Here is an 18,477-nt window from a genome sequence, read left to right as displayed (position 1 = left end):
TATGAGTCCGATCAAAGTACTGGACAGTGCGATACAGAACAAGATAGCCGCGGGTGAAGTGGTGGAGCGTCCGAGCTCCGTCGTCAAGGAGCTGGCCGAAAACTCCATCGATGCCCATGCGACACAGGTGGAAGTGTTCATAGAGGAATCAGGGATGAAGCAGATCCGCATCGTCGACAACGGGGACGGCATCCATCATACGGATGGACCGTTGCTGTTCCAGCGGCATGCGACCAGCAAGATCGATACCGACTATGACCTCTTCCAGATCCGTTCCCTCGGCTTCCGCGGGGAAGCGCTCGCCAGCATCGGCGCCGTGGCGAAAGTCACGGTTGAGACGAAGCACACTACTGGGAATCCGGTATTCATCCGCTTCGAAGGCGGAAACCTGGTCGAGCAGATTCCGGGCAAGGAGCGGCAGGGGACGGACATCACCATAACGGACCTCTTCTTCAACACACCAGCGCGGCTGAAGTACATGCGTTCCATGCGCACGGAAAGCGGCAAGATCATCGACATCATCCAGCGCATGGCACTTGCGAATCCCGGCATCAGCTTCCGGCTCGTCCTGGACGGCCAGGAGAAGATCATGACGAAGGGCAATGGCAACCTTAAGGAGGTCATCAGTGATATATACGGCCTGAACGTCGCCCGCCATGCGGTAGAAATCGAGGCCAATGATGCCGACTTTGCCATCCGTGGCTATGCCATCCGGCCGGAGATCAACCGCAGCAACAGGAATTACCTCAACATTTCCGTCAACCGCAGGTTCATCAAGAATTTCATGCTGTCACAGTCCATCGTGAACGCCTACCATACTTTGCTTTCGAAGGACAAGTATCCCATCGTGGTCATCGACATCAAAATGGATCCGAAACTGGTCGATGTGAATGTCCATCCATCGAAGATAGAAGTGCGCTTCTCGAAGGAGCGTGAGCTGAACAAACTGCTCGAGACGGCAATCAGCAGGCACATTAAGGACGAGATGCTGATTCCGGATGTCTCACGGGAGAAGCCGCGGCGGCAGGAGAAACCTACCCAGGAGACGCTGGACTTCACTGCAGAGCGGTCGGCACCGCCTAAAGCAGGACCACCAGTACAGGAGGCCCCGAGAACCCGGGAAGACCAGAGCACACAATTGGACTACAGGGTAGTACCCGAGCGCACAGTACTTAAGGAGACGCGGGCCCGCAAGCCGGAATTGTCTGCGCCGCCAAAACGGCGGGATACGCCGGCGAGTGTTCCGCATACGCATCCTGGAGAGAAGGAGCGGGAAAAGCTGCCCTATCTCGAGATCGTCGGACAGCTGCATGGCACCTACATCATCCTGCAGAACGACACCGGAATGTATATGATGGACCAGCACGCCGCCCAGGAGCGGATCAAGTACGAATACTATTCGGAGAATATCGTCCAGGGGGAAGGCGACGGCATCCCGCTCCTCATCCCATACACATTCGAATTCCCGATGAATGATATAATAGCAATAGATGACAGGCTGAAGCGGCTCCGTTCCCTCGGCTTTGAAATTGAAAAGACGGGGATCAGGCAGTACTCAGTGACGCGCTATCCGAACTGGATCGATGAAAGGAATCCGGAAGCGGACATAGAGGAACTGATCCATTTCGTTTCATCGAAGGAGGACTTCTCGGTCAACCAGTATAAGGAGGAGATGGCGATCATGATGAGCTGCAAGCGGTCGATCAAGGCCAATCATTATCTCGACAGGCCGCAGATCGAAGCGCTGCTCGAATCCCTCAGGGCCTGCAGATCACCCTATACCTGTCCGCACGGCCGGCCGGTCATCATCCATATGAGCACTTATGAGATCGAGCGCATGTTCAACCGCATCATGAAATAGGGAGGCAAAAGATGAAGATCAGCGAACAGATGATATACAATGGAGGCAGGGAAATAGAGGCGACCGTCTTCTCGCCCGAAAGACCCCTCTGCGCGATCCAGCTCCTTCACGGCATGGCCGAGCATAAGGAGCGCTATACCGAGATGATGACATGGCTTGCGATGAACGACTGCATGGTGGTCATGCATGACCATCGCGGTCATGGCAGGGCCACCGGAGACGAAGGACACTTCGACGACTTCAACCTGCTGATCGATGATGCCCTGGCAGTGTCGGCAGTGATCCCCAGCGGCCTGCCGAAATTCATCCTCGGACATTCCATGGGCTCCATCGCAGCCAGGAGGCTCCTTGAATATGGCGTATATGATGGCGGCATCATCGTCGGCACAGGGAACAAGGATGGCCTCCTTGACGGCATTGCATCGAAACTGCTGGGAACTGTGGCCGCAGCCGCACCAAAAGTGCGTTCCAAAACCATCAACAGGCTGGCCTTCCTGGGCTATGATGCAGCTTTTGAAGGGGACCGGAAGAACAGGTGGCTGTCCGCAGATGACACGAACGTCAAACAATACAACGGGGATCCATACTGCGGCTTCCTGATGAGCAACCGGGCGCTGTCCGAAATCGTGCGCCACATCAGGATGAGCATGAAGCAGGGAAACTTGAAGCGGCTGGATCCCGAGGTCCCCATACTCCTGATCGGTGGCAGAGAGGATCCATTCTCCAACAGGGGGAAGGATATACGGAAGCTCGCGCGGCGCTACCGCCGGTATGCAGATTCAGTGACCGTGCAGCTCTATGATACGAGCCGCCATGAAGTGCTGTTTGAAAAAAATCGTGAACAGGTCTATAACAGATTACTGGAATGGGTGATGAGACATGTCTGAAAAGAAGAAACTGCTTATACTCGTAGGTCCGACCGCCATAGGAAAATCACAGCTCGGTGTTGAAATCGCAAAGCGGTTCAACCTGGAGGTCATCAGTGGTGATTCGATGCAGGTGTACCAGGGGATGGATATCGGTACAGGAAAGATAACGGATGAAGAGATGGACGGGGTGCAGCACTACATGATAGACGTCATGCCACCGGACACCACATTTTCAGTGCATCAGTTCCAGAAGCATGTAGACGAAATCATAGATGAATTCCACGAGGACGGCCGCGTGCCGTTCATCGTGGGCGGCACCGGCCACTATATCCGGGCGCTGATCTATGGCTATGAGTTTGATGATGAGGACGACGAGGAGAAGCGGGCGCTGACGGAGCGGTTTGAAAGGATGGGGACGCCGATCCTCCACAACCGTCTCAAGTCCATTGATCCGAAGCTTGCCGAGGAGATCCATGCGAATAACCGCAAGCGTGTCATCCGTGCCTTGGTCAAGCATGAACTGAGCGACAGGATCAGCAACAGGATCGGCCCCGGCTACACAGATGAAATGAAATATGATACATTTATAGTAGGATTGACGCGTGACAGGAAGCTGATACACAGCAACATCGATGCACGCGTCGATAAAATGTTCGAGATGGGCCTCGAGGATGAAGTGAGGAATCTATACCAACACCGTTCATTGTCGAAAACAGCGGGTGCAGCAATCGGCTACAAGGAATTCCTCCCTTACTTCGAAGGGGAGGCATCCCTCAATGATGTGAAGGAATCCATCAAGCAGCATACCCGGCAGTACGCAAAGCGGCAGCTGACTTTCTTCAGAAACCAGCTTCCCGTCAAATGGTATGATCTTGATTCAGTGAACACAGATATAATATTTGAGGATATATATCAATTCCTACAGGCGAAGGAGAGAAAGAAAAATGACTAATGGCGATCTACAGGATAAGTTTCTCAGCGAATTCAAGGAGTCCGAAGTCGAGGTTACCGTATTTCTGGTGAACGGTTTTCAGATGAGGGGTACCGTCATCGATTTTGATAAATTCGTCATCCAGCTCCACTCCGGCGGCAAGAACCACCTGATCTATAAGCATGCCATCAGCACATTCACAAAATAGCAAAAAGCATCCCACCGTGGGATGCTTTTTTAACCTCTGAGGACATTCTTTACATCCTCTTCCAATGACATGGGTGATTTCTGCGGTGGAAACCGGTTTACGATCCGGCCTTCCCTTGAAATGAGGAACTTCGTGAAATTCCATTTTACTGTATTGGTGAACAGGCCGCTTCTGCCCTCGGTCAGATATTTGAATAGGGGATGGATGCCGTCCCCTTTGACCTGTACCTTTTCCATGACCCTGAACGTCACGCCGTATTCATTGCGGTAATGGGTTTTGGCGGCCTGGGCATCAAGCGGTTCGGAATTCATGAAATCATCTGAAGGGAACACGAGAATCTCGAGCCCTTCGTCCCTGTATTTCTGATAGAGGAATTCAAGTTCGGAAAGCTGGTTGCGGAAACTGCATTCGCTGGCCGTATTGACGATGAGGACGACCTTGCCTGCAAAATCCTCCATACGCAGCCTTGTACCGGTAGCATCATGAACTTCTATATCATATAGATGCGTCTTCATGATTCTGGACCCCTTTCTAAAAGCGAAAAACACAAATATATAACTTATTTAGACAAAACAGACCCATGCTAAACAAAAATATCTCTATCTGTTCAGCAGAAAGGGTATGGTATATTAAAGTAACGCAGGAGGTGCTCAAGTGTCAAACACATACACCGGCGTCATCATTGCAGTGAATACGCCGAAAAGAAAAGACATTCATACAGAAGTGGAAGAACTCCGGAGCCTGGCTGAATCGGTCGGCATAGAAATCATCGGCGTCCACATCCAGAACAGGACGACCAAGGATCCGAAATCCTACGTCGGTACAGGCTTCCTCGCAGAGGCATCCGAGAGCTATGATGCAGATGAAGAGATAGACTATACGATCGTCAATGACGAGATCACAGCCAGCCAGAACCGGGCGATAGAGGCTGTCATGGACACGAAGGTCATTGACCGCACACAGGTCATACTGGATATATTCAGCATGCGGGCACAGTCGAAGGCCGGTCAGCTGCAGGTCGAGCTGGCCCAGCTGCAGTATCTTGTTCCAAGGCTGAAGGGCCAGGGCATCAATCTGTCCCGTCTCGGTGCCGGCATCGGGACGCGGGGACCTGGGGAAACGAAGCTCGAAACCGACCGCAGGCACATCAACCAGCGGATAAAGGAGATAAAGAAGCAGCTCAAAGTCGTGGAGGCCCATCGTGAGAGGTACCGGGAAAAGAGGAACCGCAACCAGGTCGTGAAGGTTTCGCTGATCGGCTATACGAATGCAGGGAAATCCTCGCTGTTCAATACGATGGCGAAAAGTGATACCTATGAAGAGAACGCGCTCTTCGCCACGCTCGATCCGAAGACGAGGCAGGTCACGCTTCCATCCGGGTTCGAATGCATCCTGTCCGACACCGTCGGCTTCATCCAGAATCTGCCGACGACACTCGTCGAAAGCTTCAAGTCCACCCTTGAGGAAGCGGCCGACAGTGACTTCCTGATCCATGTCATCGACAATAGTTCAGACAACCTGGAAACCCACTACGACACTGTGAAGCAGCTCATCTCCCAGCTCAATATGGAGCATATCCCTTCAATCGTCTTCTTCAACAAGACGGATATCGATGACGGGCGCTACTACACACCGGGTGAGGCGCATGCGTACGTCAACAAGGATATGCTGCCCCAGGATATACTCGAAGTGCTGGAAGACTTCATGAAGACGTACATGGAGGAGTATGAGGCCGAGCTGCCGATGTCGGAACCGCAGAAGATCTATGACCTCAAGCGGTATACCATCGTCGATGAGCAGGAAATCGATGAAGAGGCGGGGACATACAGGCTCAAAGGCTACGAACCACCCGGCTCATGGAGCCGGAGAATTTCAGAAAGAAACGAGGCATAACTGCGTGGAGTATACAGAAACAGATATCAACCAGCTGGTCGAGGAGGCGATCGAGGAGATCGATCCGACCATCAGGGAGAACAAAAAGATTGCAAGGAGAAATTTCAGGAAGGTCATGCAGGCATTCCATGAAAATGGGGTGGCCGAAAGCGACTTCTCGGGCACCACAGGCTATGGATATGATGATGTCGGGCGTGACAAGCTTGAAGAGATCTACCGCATGGTCTTCAGGAGTGAAGATGCCCTCGTCCGAAGCCAGATCATCTCAGGTACCCACGCGATCAGCCTGGTGCTGCTCGCACTGCTCGAGGCGGGGGATGAACTCATCTATATCAGCGGGGAACCCTATGATACGCTCGCCAAGGTCATCGGAAGTTCCGACAAGGATATCGGCAGCCTACGTGAGAAGGGCGTCCACTACCGGTCCATCGACCTAGTGGATGACCGGTTCGATGAAGCGGCGGTCATGGAGTCCATAACAGACCGGACGAAGATGATCGCCATCCAGCGCTCCCGTGGCTACAGCATGCGCAAGTCGCTGACCATCAGGGAGATGGAGGAGATGATCAGCAGGATAAAAGCGGAGTATCCGGACATCATTGTCTTCGTAGACAACTGCTACGGGGAGTTTGTGGAGACCCGTGAACCGATTGAGGCCGGTGCGGATGTCATCGCCGGCAGCCTGATCAAGAACCCAGGCGGCGGGCTTGCCAAAATGGGCGGCTATATTGCGGGAAATGCAGATCTGATCACACGGATCAGCTACCGGCTCACCGTGCCCGGCATCGGCAAGGAGATGGGAGCAAGCCTGAATGCGAACACTGACATGTACCAGGGCTTTTTCATGGCCCCCCATGCGGTAGTGGAGAGCCTGAACGGAGCCGTACTGACGAGCCACCTGCTGTCGAAGGCGGGACTGGCAACAGATCCGGCGCCTGATGCAGAACGGACAGATCTGATCCAGAGTGTGTCGTTCAATACGGAGGCGGAGATGATCACCTTCACCCAGATGATACAGAAGGCATCGCCCGTCAATTCCCAGTTCCTTCCCGTGCCGAGCGATATACCGGGATACGAGGATCCGGTCATCATGGCCGCCGGCACTTTTGTGCAGGGGGCATCCCTCGAACTCAGTGCAGACGGACCGGTCAGGGCGCCCTATACCGTATTCGTCCAGGGCGGCCTCGTATTCGAGCATGTCGTCCATGCGCTCGAAATGGCACTTCTCGAGATGCGGGAGAAGGGCATGATTATGCTTTAGGCGCACCCGGATGGACATTGCGTTCTACTATGCATTTAAAGGAGGGATGAAAGATGCAGATAGTCGAAAGAAGCACCATGAAGTTGATGTTGGTCGTCCAATATCTGGTCGTCGGCATCCTGCACCATATAACCCTCAAAAAGGTGGATGTATTTAAGAAAATGTACGCACGGTTGAAGAAAGAAATAGAAGAATTCGATGCGGACAGGGATATACTTTGAGGGGAACAGGATAACCGAACTTTATCATTTTTGTCGACATCTCATATGGAGCATATGCTGAGAGCCAGAATCAAGCGACGACAGTACTTTCATCCCTGTAGTAGAAGGTATGATGCAATATAGATGAACGCCTTTCAAAGTGGACACAGTAGATGTGCCTGCCTTGGAGGGCTTTTTTTTGTGTCCGAAATATCTCATAATAGCGAAAAAATTGTTAACGATGTCCAGAGTACGGTACCCGGAGGGCAAACTGTCATATAATAGATGTATTAGATATACATGTTTAACGGGAAAATTATTCGAAGAGGTGATTTGCATGTCCATAATGGCAACAGATGTCAGCAAGGTAAGGCCGCTGCTGCAAAGGATGAATGAAGGAGAGCCGGTGGAGAGTTTAATGGAGGACTTCAATACGGCACTCAAGGAAATGAAGCCGGGTGAAATGTTTGGTGCGATTATAGAAGTGAAATATGTCGAGAAGGATATCACCATACATGACATCAAGGAGTTTCTGGACATTCATGAGCATCTCTATCATAAGTCGATTACTGATATCCATATATCAAAAGATGACTGCCATCCACTGCATGTGCTGGAAAAGGAGAACAGGCTGCTTTCCGGTTCCCTCGAGATCATCGGACATCTCCTCGAGTGTTATGAGGCGGGGGATGAGACGATGGTGGAGACGCTCATCGCGGAAGTGGTGCGATTTGAAGACATCACCTGCCACTTCAACAGGAAGGAGAAGCTTTATTTCCCGATTCTCGAGCGCCGCGGCATCTACACGCTTCCACGGAAGATGTGGGCGCAGCATGACACGATACGCCTTCTGCTCCGGGCCTTGAGGAAACGGGTGGAGAAGATCGGCGACATCGAATTCCGTCATGTACAGAAATCATTCGAAGATTTGAGGGATGCATGCGGTGAAATGATGCTTGAGGAGTCCTATCTCTTCATACCGCTGACCCAGTCCCTCTTCAAAGAAGAGGATTGGTCGGCGATTGCAGCCGAGAGCAGTGCCTTCGGCTATGCGATAGAGTACGTCGGCAAGTACCGTAAAGGAAACAGCTGCTCCGGTAAGCAGCCTGCCCCGCTCGATGATACAGTACATATGCAGTTTGGCGGAGGTTATCTGACCGCTAAGGAAGCGAATCTGATCCTGAACCATCTCCCTGTGGAAATCACATTCGTCGATCGTAATGGGCTGTTCAAGTACTTCAATGAAATCGGGGGAGCCGAAGAGATGATGTTCATACGTACACCACTATCCATCGGCAGGAATGTCGCCAACTGCCATCCGCCGAAGAGCACCAAGAAGGTGATGCATATCATCCATGACCTGAAGAAGAGGAAGAAGGAGTCCGAGACGATGTGGTTCAGGAAGAAGGACAAGTATGTCCACGTCACGTACAAGGCAGTTTTTGATGAAACAGGTGATTTCATGGGGATTCTGGAGTACGTCCAGGATATCCAGCCGTTCTTCGAACTGCCGAGGAAAGTGAAACGCCATTCCAGTCCGCAATGAAGCATCTGCCTCTACAAAATCAAATATGATGCAGAAGTATACAAAAGCACCCCCGATGCCCTTGACTCTTCCCGTCAATCAGACAGGGAAGAATAGGCTTCAGTTGGCACAGCTCAGATGAGCTGTGCCATTTTTTGTGCATTCGGGCATGGGGAAGCTGATTGCGCCATTTATTATACCGGCGTCCTCCCCTGAGGGAGGGGGCCGCTCATTGGAGAAAAGGTATCTGCACCACCATAAGTTTAAAAGTCATCAGTAATTGAATATTTAAACAATTCTGATATTATTATAGGATAAATCCATTATTTTTATGTGAAGCTATACTTTGGAAAATATGGGAGAAAATTAAAATGCATCATACTGCATATTGCAGATATTCATCTTGAAAAGGAGATATACCCTATGAGTGAAGCGAAAGAAGAGAGTCAGAATGGTATTCTGGGAAAAATCGAACGGCTGGGAAACAGGCTCCCCGATCCGTTCTTCATCTTTGTGATACTTGCAGCGGTCGTCATGGTTCTTTCCATGATCTTCAATCTCACAGGTGCGACGGTAGATCACCCGGGAACGGGGGAAACGCTTGAAATCAGGAGCCTCATTTCCTTTGAAGGGCTTGCCTACATGCTGTCCTCCATGCTTGATAATTTTACAGGCTTCGCACCTTTGGGCCTTGTGCTCGGTATCATGCTGGGTATCGGTGTAGCGGAAAAGACGGGACTGCTCTCCACTGCCATCAGGAAGTCGATACTCAAGGCGCCGAAATCCGTTGTCACCTATGCCATCATCGTTGTCGGCATTACAGGCAACCTGGCTGCGGATGCAGCATTCGTCATCATTCCCCCGCTTGCGGCAATGGTATTCTATACCATAGGGAGACACCCCCTGGCCGGGCTTTCAGCCGGGTTTGCCGGCACGGGAGCAGGATTCACCGCGAACCTCATCATTGCAGGTACGGACGCGACACTTGCCGGCATTACGACAGAAGCAGCTGCCATGCTTGACGATGCCGTCATAGTAACCCCGGTGGACAACTACTATTTCATGCTGACTTCAGTAATCTTCATTGCCGTTGCAGGTGGGCTGATTACAGATAAGATCATAGAGCCGCGCCTTGGTACATACAAGGATGAGACGGAAGAAGACAGGCAGCTGGAAGAAGTGAGTGATATTGAAACGAAAGGGCTCAGGAATGCAGTGATTGCCGGCGTAATCTTTCTGGCGGTGATTGCCGGACTGGTGTTCTTCCCAGGGTCTACATTACGGAATGAAGAGGGCGGATTGGTGCCTTCACCACTCCTCGGCAATATCGTTCCAATTGTGCTGCTCTTCTTTGTGACGATCGGTGTCGTCTATGGCAGAACTGTAGGTACAATAGAAAAAATGGATGATATCCCGAGGTTCATGACGGATGCGATGAAGGATATGGCTGGATACATCGTACTGATTTTCGCCGCTGCCCAGTTCATCGCATACTTCAACTGGAGCAACCTTGGAACATTGCTTGCTGTAAACAGCGCAGACTTCTTCACAAGCATCGATATGACCGGCCTGCCACTGATACTCGGTTTTTCAGTATTGACGGCACTCCTCAATATGATCATCTTCAGTGGTTCTGCGCAATGGGCACTGATGGCACCGGTGTTCATACCGATGTTCATGCTGCTGGATTATCATCCCGCCTTTATCCAGGCCGCCTACCGTATCGCCGATTCTTCGACAAACATCATTACACCACTGAATCCATATATCATGCTGGTACTTGCCGTCATGAAGGATTACGATAAGAAAGCCGGGCTTGGCACCCTCATTTCCCTGATGCTGCCATACAGCATCGCCTTCTTCGGCATCTGGATCGTACTGCTTGCCGTCTTCTTCATATTCGGCATTCCATTCGGACCGGGGGTGGGCGTCAGTCTGGAAGGATAGACATATGTATACTGTAAAAGCCACCCGAAGGGTGGCTTTTTTTATGGAATACGATTCCGAATTCCTTTTCAAGTTCCATTTCCGGCGTAATACTTGATGAATCGTCACCGACATCATCCTCTTCCGGATTTCCGGGTGCTTCATCTTCTGTAATCTCCTCATCCTGCTCATCCCCAAAGAAGAGGCCGGTACATGAACCGAGTATGATCAGCAGTGCAAGGAAGGTGACGGTCAATACCAGACACCCGCTGATTCCGATTTTCTTATTCGTTTCATACTGCTGTTCTGCGCCCTCACTTCTGCGTTCCTCCCGAAGCGCTTCTGCGCGCTCCTTGCCGGGAGCCGCGTTTTCGACTTCCTCACCATGCTGTTCCTCAGGCCCCTTCTGGCTCTCAACGGCATTCCTTTCAGCGGGATCCGACATTTCTTCAGGGTCCCGCTGATACCCATCCTTCCGCTCCTTCATTTCATTCCTGTCGATCCTGTTATCTTTATCCTCACTCACATGCAGCCCCCCTAAGTACTTTTACAGTACATTACCCTGTTGGAATGGAAAAAACCACGTTCATTTTGATAAGGTCAACAATGTGATCTTTGTGGAGCGGTGTCATGCAAAAATATACAAACTCAAGAAATGCCCCCCATCAGCAAAGTGTTCTGGTGGGGGGAGACCATAAAAAGATTTTTTTGGATTATCAGTTCGCAGCATGACCTTCCTTCAGAACCTGCTGTCTACTCTTGTCCATTCTGGTGTTCAATATCAAGTTCAGGACAATCGCCGTCAGGCTGCCGAGGACGATGCCGCTTTCCGCAATGACGGCGAGACTTCCGGGTACGATGGCGAAAAGGTCCGGGACGGCTGTGACACCGAGCCCCATGCCGATGGAGATGGCGACGATCATCAGGTTGTTCTGATTTTCGAAATCGACACGTGACAGCATCTTGATGCCATACGATATGACCATGCCGAACATGGCAAGCATGGCGCCCCCAAGGACGGGCGTCGGGATGGCCATCGTGACGGCGCCGATCTTTGGAACGAGGCCGAGCAGAATCAACATGACGCCGGCGATGTAGATGATCTGCCTGCTCTTAACGCCGGACAGCTGGACGAGGCCGACATTCTGTGAATAGGTCGTGTAGGGGAAGGCGTTGAACAGGCCGCCCAGTATGATGGCGAGGCCTTCGGCACGGTAGCCGCGCTTCAAGTCCGTGTCATCGAGGTCATCTTCGCATATATCACCGAGTGCGAAGTAGACGCCGGTGGCTTCGACAAGGCTGACGACGGCCACGAGCATCATCGTCAGTATCGGAATGATGTTGAATTCCGGCATGCCGAAGAAGAAGAGCCGCGGCAGGTGGAACCATGAAGCGTCCCTTACCGGTGTGAGGTCGACCATGCCGAAGAATGAACTGACCAGTGTGACTATGACGATGCCGCTCAGGATGGCGATGGATTTGAGGAACCCCCTGCCGAACCTGAACAGGATCAAGATTACAGCCAGCGTACCGAATCCGAGTGTCAGATTGAGGCCGGAACCATAATCCGCGCTGCCCTGTCCGCCGGAAATGTCATGCATGGCCACGGGAACGAGTGTGATGCCTATCGTGGTGACCACAGTACCTGTAACGACAGGCGGGAAGAAGCGGATCATCTTGCTGAAGTACTTGCCGATGAGGAGTACGAACAATCCGGTCACAAGAATGGCGCCATAGATCGACGGGATGCCATATGTATTGCCGATGGCGATCATCGGGCCGACGGCTGTAAACGTGCAACCGAGCACTACAGGAAGCCCGATGCCGGTGAATTTGTTTTTCCAGACCTGGAGGATGGTCGCGATGCCGCACATCATGATGTCGATGGCGATCAGGTAGGTGAGCTGCGCGGGTGTGAGGCCGATGGCGCCACCGACGATGAGTGGTACGACGACGGCACCCGCATACATTGCAAGTACATGCTGAAAACCGAGTGACAGCTGTTTTGGTTTGGACATCTGCATCACACCTGCACCTCGGACAGGAATTCTATTTTTCCATCCTCGAGGGAGGAGATGCTTGCCAGCGATTCCACACGGTGTCCGGCATTGCGCATTTTTCCGCCACCCGGCTGGAAGGACTTCTCAATGACGATGCCGATGCCGGCAATGTCTGATCCTGCCTGCTGCACGATGTCGACAAGTGCATTTGCAGCTTCCCCGTTGGCGAGGAAATCATCGATGATGAGCACGGAATCCTCATCGGATAGGAACTTGTCGGCAACTGCGATGGTATTCGTCTCCTGTTTCGTATAGGAGTAGACGTTTGAAGTGAGCAGTCCCTCGCTCAGGGTTAGGGACTTCCTCTTTCTTGCGAATACGACCGGTACGCCGAATTCCAGGCCTGCCATGACGGATGGAGCGATGCCTGAGGACTCCAGCGTCAGTATCTTCGTTATCTTTTCCGATGCAAACCTTTCTTTGAATGCCTTGCCGATTTCGACCATCAGTACCGGATCGATCTGATGGTTCAGGAAGTGGTCGACCTTGAGCACCGTATCGGAAAGCGCCACACCTTCCTCCAGAATCTTTTCTTTGAGCAACTTCATGAATAACACCCCAAAATATTATTTTGAAACAAAAAAGCCCGAAGCACACATCAATGAGATGAGCAGCTTCGCGGCAATCCACGAAAGTTACCCACTCATAGTCGGGACATTTACGGTATCCCGGTAGAAACTTGCAGGCCATATCCCTGCGATTATATGAGTGCTTCAATATTTAAGATGGATATAATAATAACATAATAAACGAACTATTCAACAACATTTTCAATTAAAGTTCATATTTTAGTGTGAAAAGAATTTTAAAATCATTTGATGTTCGTTTTTGTACCGAAAGCATGGGGATGGCTGAGATACGGTACTGAATAGGAAGAGAGCATACCAGGCGGTATGCTCTCTTTACTGTGCTATTTCAATTGGAAATCGGTCAGGCATGTGGAGTCGTCTTCAAAGGTGGTGAACGTCCCTTCAGTTGAAAGGCCTTCATGGGTGATGGTGATGTTGTATTCCCTGTCCCGCGGCAGCCAGAAATCAAGGAAGCCGTTTTCAAGCGTCGTCATCGTTTCGTCGACATGGACCTTTCCTGTTTCATCAGTGATGCGGACATCCATCTCCGTTGAGGAGAGTTCACCCTGACAGCCGGTCAGGCTGTGGAACTCGCAAGGGTGTGTATAGTTGATGAAGGGGGCGATGGAGACGAAGAATTCATCTTGCGGCAACGAATGCCTCTCGCTCTGATCTTCGCCGATGAGGAGTTCAGTTCCCGTGATCGAAGCGGCTTCCGCTTCCTTGTTGGCGCTGTAGTCGTCGACGAGCGCTTTGATGTCACCGGTCGCATCCTCTGAACCGCAACCAGCGAGTATGATGCTTATAAGGATGAAGGGCAGCAGCAGTCTCTTCATGATTACCTCCTGATTTTTCTTTTATTGTAACACCCGGCATGTCCGGATGTACGGATGATTCAGAAGTGTCACAATACGTTCAAATTCCTACCTCTCATACTGATAGGCATCGAGCAGGGTCACAATGATGTCCAGGACTGGTGTATCAAGGTCGCCCTTATGCTGCTGGAAGTACTTCTGGATGTACATGTATTCGGTGCGGGCTTCGGCCATGACGTCATAGTACATGCTTGTGCCCATCTCACGGTTGTAGCTTTGGTAGATCGACAGCGCCTTGTCGATGAAGGATGGATCGATGATCTCCCCCTTCCGGTTGATGATGTCGAGGCCTTCCCTGAGCAGGCGCCGGGTAAGGTCGGCAACATTTTCGAGGTCGAATATTTTAGCGGTGTTGCTCGACAGGGCGGTCAGGGAATTGATGCCGAGATTGATCAGCAGCTTCTCATAGCGGATGCGGCGGAAATCCTCAGTCTTCTTGATTTCAAGTTCCACACCGGTCGTGTTTTCAAGATCATCTATGATGCGGTCGGTGTATGGAAGGGGTCTGTCCCCGATGAGCAGGCGTGCATCCTGGAAGTGCTCGATCCGGTCCTCACGCTTCTGGCCGCTGATATAGACGACTGCGGGCACCGGTGCATCAAAGTATTCGTCGAATCCCATGCCATTTTCACAAAGGATGACTTCAGTATCCCGGTGGGCCATTGCAGGGATGATTCCGCTTATGGACTTGAGTGCTGTAGCTTTCGTGGCGATGAAGATGATGTCGAAGGCGTCCCCTTCATATGCTGAGATATCCTCGATGGTGTAGGGGTAATGCCGGCGTTCACCGTCTTCCTGTATGGTGAATCCTTCCTTTCGTGACCTGCCGAAGAGTGTAATATCATGTGGCAACATCATCATTTCACGTGCGATGACGCTGCCGACGGCACCGATGCCGATGACTGCAACTTTCATTTATTTCCCTCCTGGTTGGATGTAGCACTAATAAAATATATGGTAAACTGATTATAATATATTACTTTCGAATGGAAAGGGGCAGCATCATGAAAGCTACAAGTGATTGGAAACGGATGAAAATGGAGGGAGAGCGGATCACGATGGTCACAGCCTACGACTATCCGAGTGCGAAGCAGAGTGAAGCGGCCGGACTGGACACCCTGCTCGTCGGCGACTCGCTCGGGATGACAGTCCTCGGCTACGACAGTACGGTGCAGGTGACGATGGATGATATGATCCATCATGCGAAGGCGGTCAGACGCGGAGCACCGGATACATACGTCGTTGTGGATATGCCATTCGGATCCTATCATGGAAATGATGACGACAGCGTCGGCAATGTACTGAAGCTCTATCAGCAGACAGGGGCAAACGCCATCAAACTGGAGGGCGTAGGATGCCTCGATATCATCCGCCGCTCCGTGGCTGCCGGTGTACCGATCGTCGGCCATCTTGGACTCACCCCGCAGTCTGTCGGTGTCACGGGCTTCAGGATGCAGGCCGGCACACATGATGCCGCGATGCAGCTGATCGAGGACGCCAAGGCAGTGGAAACGGCCGGTGCATGCATGGTGGTGCTTGAAGCCATCCCTTCCGACCTCGCCGGCAAAATCACGAGCACCCTCTCCATTCCGACCATCGGAATCGGTGCGGGTGTGGATGTGGACGGCCAGGTGCTCGTCTACCATGATGTGCTGCAGTACGGGACCGATCGGCTGCCGAAATTCGTCAAGCCGTACGCAGATTTCAATACGGCCGGCGTGGACGGGCTCAGGGCATACGCCGAAGCGGTCAAGGCTGCCCGGTTCCCGGATGAGGATACAACATACAAGAGAAAGGTTTTTGAGGAATGATGAAGACAGCGGATACAATAAAGGAAGTACGCAATATACTGGATGGGCATCGCGGGAAAAGCGTCGCACTGGTACCGACGATGGGCGCCCTCCACGAAGGGCATATGGCACTGGTGGAGGCAGCCAAAAAAAAGGGGGACATCGTGGCGGTGAGCATATTCGTCAACCCGCTCCAGTTCGGCCCGGATGAGGATCTGGACAGCTACCCGAGGAACCTTGAACGCGATCTTGAAATCTGCAGGGCGCATGGGGTGGATGTCGTTTTCCACCCCTCAGAGGCGGAGATGTATCCGAAGACGCCGGAGCTTGAACTCCACCTCCGCACGATGGCCTCAATCCTCGACGGCGTGAGGCGCCCGGGTCATTTCGAAGGTGTCGTGACAGTCGTGAACAAGCTGTTCAACATCATCCGGCCCGATTTTGCAGTGTTCGGTGAAAAGGACCGCCAGCAGCTGATGATCATCAGGAGAATGGTGGCGGATTTCAACCACGACATCGACATCGTGGGGGTGCCGACCGAAAGGGAAGCGGATGGGCTTGCCAAAAGCAGCAGGAACGTCAACCTGTCCGAGACGGAACGTGCCGAGGCGCCGGAGATCAATCGGGCACTTGAAATGGGTCGTGATATGATACAGGAGGGTGTCTCTGATGCCGGGGAAGTCAAGGAACGCATCGAAGCTCATGTAGAAGATCACACTTCCGGCATGATAGATGACCTTCAGATATTCACCCATCCCGATCTAAATCCTGTTCAAAACATTGACGGTGATGTTATAATATTCATTGCTGTTAAGTTCGAAAGAACACGGTTAATAGATAATATGATGGTGATAAAAAATGATCAGGACAATGATGAACGGTAAAATACACCGGGCGGTCGTCACAGAGGCCAACCTCAACTATGTAGGCAGCATTACAATCGATCCGGTACTGCTTGAAGCGGCGAACATCCTGCCGAATGAATTGGTGCAGATCGTCAACAACAATAACGGCGAACGCCTTGAAACATATGTCATCGAAGGGGAGCGCGGCTCTGGTGAAATATGCCTGAACGGTGCCGCCGCAAGAAAGGTGCAGGTTGGTGATGTCATCATCATCATCAGCTATGTCCAGGTCGATGAGCGTGAATTGGATGGTTATGAGCCAAAAGTGGTAATCGTCGATCAGGACAACAATATCGTCGACCCGGGGTATATTGAAAAAAGACAAACCGAATATACACATCAATGAGTAATTAGACATCCGTTTAATTACTCTTTTTAAACTTTAAAAAAGGAGGTGCAGCCATGCCAGGGAAACTCTTCTTCATCATCATCATCTATATCGTTTCCACGATCCTCGCCCCAGCAGTCCATTCCTACGATTTCAAGGATGGTCTGAACAGGGAATATGCTGTGGAATGGCTGGAGACGTATGTGTATCCGACCTATGATATGAGCACCATACACGAGATCAATAGTGCACAGACCCAAGAGATCGAAGTGGCCATGGAGGGTGAATATGATATCGATGGCCAGGAAGTGCTCGGAAGTGAATATGCAGGGGATTTCGTCGTCGAGGAAGACTACGGCAGGTTCAGGATGGTGCTCGTCAATGACGGATTGGTCACAGGGGCCTATACCAACAGTGATGATGTGTCGATCGACAACATTAACATCGAGGGTATGGACCGCGAAAGTGTCAGGGAGGCCTACGGTGAACCTGAAGAATCGATCAAAAAGGGATGGAAGCGGCTCAGGGTCGACAGCAACGAATATGCGGTATATGACCTGAAGGACAGGTACGTCTATTTTTTCTATGACCTCCATGAAGACGACAAGGTCAATGGAACACTTGTAGTGATGAAGGAGGAGGTCGAAGCAGGCAAGGAACTGTACAACCACCCGGAGGCCGTGGACAATTCAAGGATGAACCATCTGCTTGTGAATGCGACCCGGCACGAGTATGGAGTGCAGCCGCTCGAAGCCTATGAGGCAGCAGGCATGGCAGCACAGGGACACAGTGAGGACATGGCGGAAAACGACTACTTCAACCATGATTCGCCCGATGGGGAAACATTGAAGGACCGTGTCGATGCAGCCGGAGTGGATTACCGCATGGCTGGCGAGAACATCGCCATGGGCCATACATCACCGATCTTCTCGCACCATAGCCTGATGAATTCGATGGAGCACCGGGTGAACACGTTGAAGCCTGAATTCACGCATCTTGGGACAGGTACAGCATACAATGATGAAGATATTCCATATTACACAGAAAATTATATCCAGAAGTAGATGGAATATTTTTCTTATGGTATAATATTATACAAATAAAAGTGTTTGAAAACGTTTCCAAGGGGAAGTGGAAAGAAAGCGTTAAAATGCTTTTTTAAAGATTATATCTTTTCCTGAAGGCCCATCCTGATAGAAAAAGTAGAACGAGGGGATGCAGTTGATCAGTAAAACACATGAGAATGATACGAAAGATGCGAAAGATATTTTGGAGC

Annotated in this window: 19 protein-coding genes and 1 riboswitch; of the genes, 13 read left to right on the top strand and 6 right to left on the bottom strand. The window is 51.4% G+C overall.

What is annotated here, in order from left to right:
* The first annotated feature begins 1 nt into the window (after window position 1).
* Genes mutL through hfq form a run of 4 tightly spaced genes read left to right on the top strand, consistent with a single transcriptional unit; the run spans window position 2 to window position 3,869 of the window.
* Complete coding sequence (gene mutL, locus LLU09_RS03235; protein ID WP_228310441.1) at window positions 2-1,861, top strand: DNA mismatch repair endonuclease MutL; 1,860 nt, start codon at window positions 2-4, stop codon at window positions 1,859-1,861.
* A gap of 11 nt (window positions 1,862-1,872) precedes the next feature.
* Window positions 1,873-2,748 carry an alpha/beta fold hydrolase gene (locus tag LLU09_RS03230; protein ID WP_228310440.1) on the top strand — a complete coding sequence of 292 codons (876 nt, stop codon included), beginning with the start codon at window positions 1,873-1,875 and terminating at the stop codon, window positions 2,746-2,748.
* Window positions 2,741-3,682, top strand: a complete 942-nt coding sequence (miaA, locus tag LLU09_RS03225) for a tRNA (adenosine(37)-N6)-dimethylallyltransferase MiaA (RefSeq protein WP_228310439.1) — start codon at window positions 2,741-2,743, stop codon at window positions 3,680-3,682. The genes LLU09_RS03230 and miaA overlap by 8 nt, the downstream gene beginning before the upstream one ends.
* Window positions 3,675-3,869: an RNA chaperone Hfq gene (gene hfq / locus LLU09_RS03220; protein ID WP_031548660.1), complete on the top strand. Its 195-nt coding sequence runs from the start codon at window positions 3,675-3,677 to the stop codon at window positions 3,867-3,869. The genes miaA and hfq overlap by 8 nt, the downstream gene beginning before the upstream one ends.
* A 29-nt stretch (window positions 3,870-3,898) precedes the next feature.
* Here the strand turns inward: hfq and LLU09_RS03215 are convergent, their stop codons facing one another.
* Entirely contained in the window at window positions 3,899-4,384 is a 486-nt protein-coding gene (locus LLU09_RS03215; protein ID WP_228310438.1) for a glutathione peroxidase, read from the bottom strand.
* 139 nt (window positions 4,385-4,523) lie between these two features.
* Between LLU09_RS03215 and hflX the strand changes: the two genes are divergently transcribed.
* The 5 genes from hflX to LLU09_RS03190 all read left to right on the top strand — a co-directional run bounded on the left by hflX (window position 4,524) and on the right by LLU09_RS03190 (window position 10,695).
* A complete protein-coding gene (hflX, locus tag LLU09_RS03210; RefSeq protein ID WP_228310437.1) occupies window positions 4,524-5,762 on the top strand; it encodes a GTPase HflX in 1,239 nt (412 codons plus the stop codon).
* Between the two features lie 4 nt (window positions 5,763-5,766).
* Complete coding sequence (locus LLU09_RS03205; protein WP_228310436.1) at window positions 5,767-7,023, top strand: methionine gamma-lyase family protein; 1,257 nt, start codon at window positions 5,767-5,769, stop codon at window positions 7,021-7,023.
* 53 nt (window positions 7,024-7,076) lie between these two features.
* Entirely contained in the window at window positions 7,077-7,244 is a 168-nt protein-coding gene (locus LLU09_RS03200; RefSeq protein ID WP_228310435.1) for a hypothetical protein, read from the top strand.
* A gap of 316 nt (window positions 7,245-7,560) precedes the next feature.
* Window positions 7,561-8,769: a DUF438 domain-containing protein gene (locus LLU09_RS03195; protein WP_228310434.1), complete on the top strand. Its 1,209-nt coding sequence runs from the start codon at window positions 7,561-7,563 to the stop codon at window positions 8,767-8,769.
* Window positions 8,770-9,171: 402 nt separating this feature from the next.
* Window positions 9,172-10,695, top strand: a complete 1,524-nt coding sequence (locus tag LLU09_RS03190; protein WP_228310433.1) for an AbgT family transporter — start codon at window positions 9,172-9,174, stop codon at window positions 10,693-10,695.
* Here the strand turns inward: LLU09_RS03190 and LLU09_RS03185 are convergent.
* From LLU09_RS03185 to LLU09_RS03165, 5 genes are all read right to left on the bottom strand, one after another.
* Entirely contained in the window at window positions 10,679-11,200 is a 522-nt protein-coding gene (locus LLU09_RS03185; RefSeq protein ID WP_228310432.1) for a hypothetical protein, read from the bottom strand. The genes LLU09_RS03190 and LLU09_RS03185 overlap by 17 nt on opposite strands.
* Window positions 11,201-11,390: 190 nt before the next feature.
* Complete coding sequence (locus LLU09_RS03180; RefSeq protein ID WP_228310431.1) at window positions 11,391-12,698, bottom strand: nucleobase:cation symporter-2 family protein; 1,308 nt, start codon at window positions 12,696-12,698, stop codon at window positions 11,391-11,393.
* Window positions 12,698-13,282 carry a xanthine phosphoribosyltransferase gene (locus LLU09_RS03175; RefSeq protein WP_228310430.1) on the bottom strand — a complete coding sequence of 195 codons (585 nt, stop codon included), beginning with the start codon at window positions 13,280-13,282 and terminating at the stop codon, window positions 12,698-12,700. Before LLU09_RS03175 ends, LLU09_RS03180 begins: the two co-directional genes overlap by 1 nt.
* A gap of 78 nt (window positions 13,283-13,360) precedes the next feature.
* Window positions 13,361-13,462, bottom strand: a riboswitch (purine riboswitch).
* Window positions 13,463-13,644: 182 nt separating this feature from the next.
* Window positions 13,645-14,139 carry a CueP family metal-binding protein gene (locus LLU09_RS03170; protein WP_228310429.1) on the bottom strand — a complete coding sequence of 165 codons (495 nt, stop codon included), beginning with the start codon at window positions 14,137-14,139 and terminating at the stop codon, window positions 13,645-13,647.
* 87 nt (window positions 14,140-14,226) lie between these two features.
* On the bottom strand, window positions 14,227-15,093 hold the full coding sequence (locus LLU09_RS03165; RefSeq protein WP_228310428.1) for a ketopantoate reductase C-terminal domain-containing protein: 867 nt from the start codon (window positions 15,091-15,093) through the stop codon (window positions 14,227-14,229).
* Between the two features lie 89 nt (window positions 15,094-15,182).
* Between LLU09_RS03165 and panB the strand changes: the two genes are divergently transcribed.
* The 4 genes from panB to LLU09_RS03145 are packed head-to-tail and all read left to right on the top strand — an operon-like array spanning window position 15,183 to window position 18,265.
* Entirely contained in the window at window positions 15,183-15,989 is an 807-nt protein-coding gene (panB, locus tag LLU09_RS03160; protein WP_228310427.1) for a 3-methyl-2-oxobutanoate hydroxymethyltransferase, read from the top strand.
* On the top strand, window positions 15,989-16,852 hold the full coding sequence (gene panC / locus LLU09_RS03155) for a pantoate--beta-alanine ligase (protein ID WP_228310426.1): 864 nt from the start codon (window positions 15,989-15,991) through the stop codon (window positions 16,850-16,852). The genes panB and panC overlap by 1 nt, the downstream gene beginning before the upstream one ends.
* Window positions 16,827-17,219 (top strand): aspartate 1-decarboxylase, encoded by a 393-nt coding sequence (gene panD / locus LLU09_RS03150; RefSeq protein WP_228310425.1) that lies wholly within the window; start codon window positions 16,827-16,829, stop codon window positions 17,217-17,219. Before panC ends, panD begins: the two co-directional genes overlap by 26 nt.
* 56 nt (window positions 17,220-17,275) lie before the next feature.
* Entirely contained in the window at window positions 17,276-18,265 is a 990-nt protein-coding gene (locus LLU09_RS03145; RefSeq protein WP_228310424.1) for a CAP domain-containing protein, read from the top strand.
* The last annotated feature ends 212 nt before the right edge of the window (window positions 18,266-18,477 follow it).

It is taken from the genome of Salinicoccus sp. RF5, from assembly GCF_020786625.1.
GTDB lineage: Bacteria > Bacillota > Bacilli > Staphylococcales > Salinicoccaceae > Salinicoccus.
The sequence above is the reverse complement of the archived record's forward strand: the minus strand, read 5'-3'. Positions and strand labels throughout refer to the sequence as shown.

Excerpts from the sequence above, each read along its gene's own strand:
- mutL (WP_228310441.1), top strand. The coding sequence starts at position 2 with ATGAGTCCGATCAAAGTACTGGACAGTGCGATACAGAACAAGATAGCC.
- LLU09_RS03230 (WP_228310440.1), top strand. The coding sequence starts at position 1,873 with ATGAAGATCAGCGAACAGATGATATACAATGGAGGCAGGGAAATAGAG.
- miaA (WP_228310439.1), top strand. The coding sequence starts at position 2,741 with ATGTCTGAAAAGAAGAAACTGCTTATACTCGTAGGTCCGACCGCCATA.
- hfq (WP_031548660.1), top strand. The coding sequence starts at position 3,675 with ATGACTAATGGCGATCTACAGGATAAGTTTCTCAGCGAATTCAAGGAG.
- LLU09_RS03215 (WP_228310438.1), bottom strand. The coding sequence starts at position 4,384 with ATGAAGACGCATCTATATGATATAGAAGTTCATGATGCTACCGGTACA.
- LLU09_RS03200 (WP_228310435.1), top strand. The coding sequence starts at position 7,077 with ATGCAGATAGTCGAAAGAAGCACCATGAAGTTGATGTTGGTCGTCCAA.
- LLU09_RS03195 (WP_228310434.1), top strand. The coding sequence starts at position 7,561 with ATGTCCATAATGGCAACAGATGTCAGCAAGGTAAGGCCGCTGCTGCAA.
- LLU09_RS03190 (WP_228310433.1), top strand. The coding sequence starts at position 9,172 with ATGAGTGAAGCGAAAGAAGAGAGTCAGAATGGTATTCTGGGAAAAATC.
- LLU09_RS03180 (WP_228310431.1), bottom strand. The coding sequence starts at position 12,698 with ATGCAGATGTCCAAACCAAAACAGCTGTCACTCGGTTTTCAGCATGTA.
- LLU09_RS03175 (WP_228310430.1), bottom strand. The coding sequence starts at position 13,282 with ATGAAGTTGCTCAAAGAAAAGATTCTGGAGGAAGGTGTGGCGCTTTCC.
- LLU09_RS03170 (WP_228310429.1), bottom strand. The coding sequence starts at position 14,139 with ATGAAGAGACTGCTGCTGCCCTTCATCCTTATAAGCATCATACTCGCT.
- LLU09_RS03165 (WP_228310428.1), bottom strand. The coding sequence starts at position 15,093 with ATGAAAGTTGCAGTCATCGGCATCGGTGCCGTCGGCAGCGTCATCGCA.
- panB (WP_228310427.1), top strand. The coding sequence starts at position 15,183 with ATGAAAGCTACAAGTGATTGGAAACGGATGAAAATGGAGGGAGAGCGG.
- panC (WP_228310426.1), top strand. The coding sequence starts at position 15,989 with ATGAAGACAGCGGATACAATAAAGGAAGTACGCAATATACTGGATGGG.
- panD (WP_228310425.1), top strand. The coding sequence starts at position 16,827 with ATGATCAGGACAATGATGAACGGTAAAATACACCGGGCGGTCGTCACA.
- LLU09_RS03145 (WP_228310424.1), top strand. The coding sequence starts at position 17,276 with ATGCCAGGGAAACTCTTCTTCATCATCATCATCTATATCGTTTCCACG.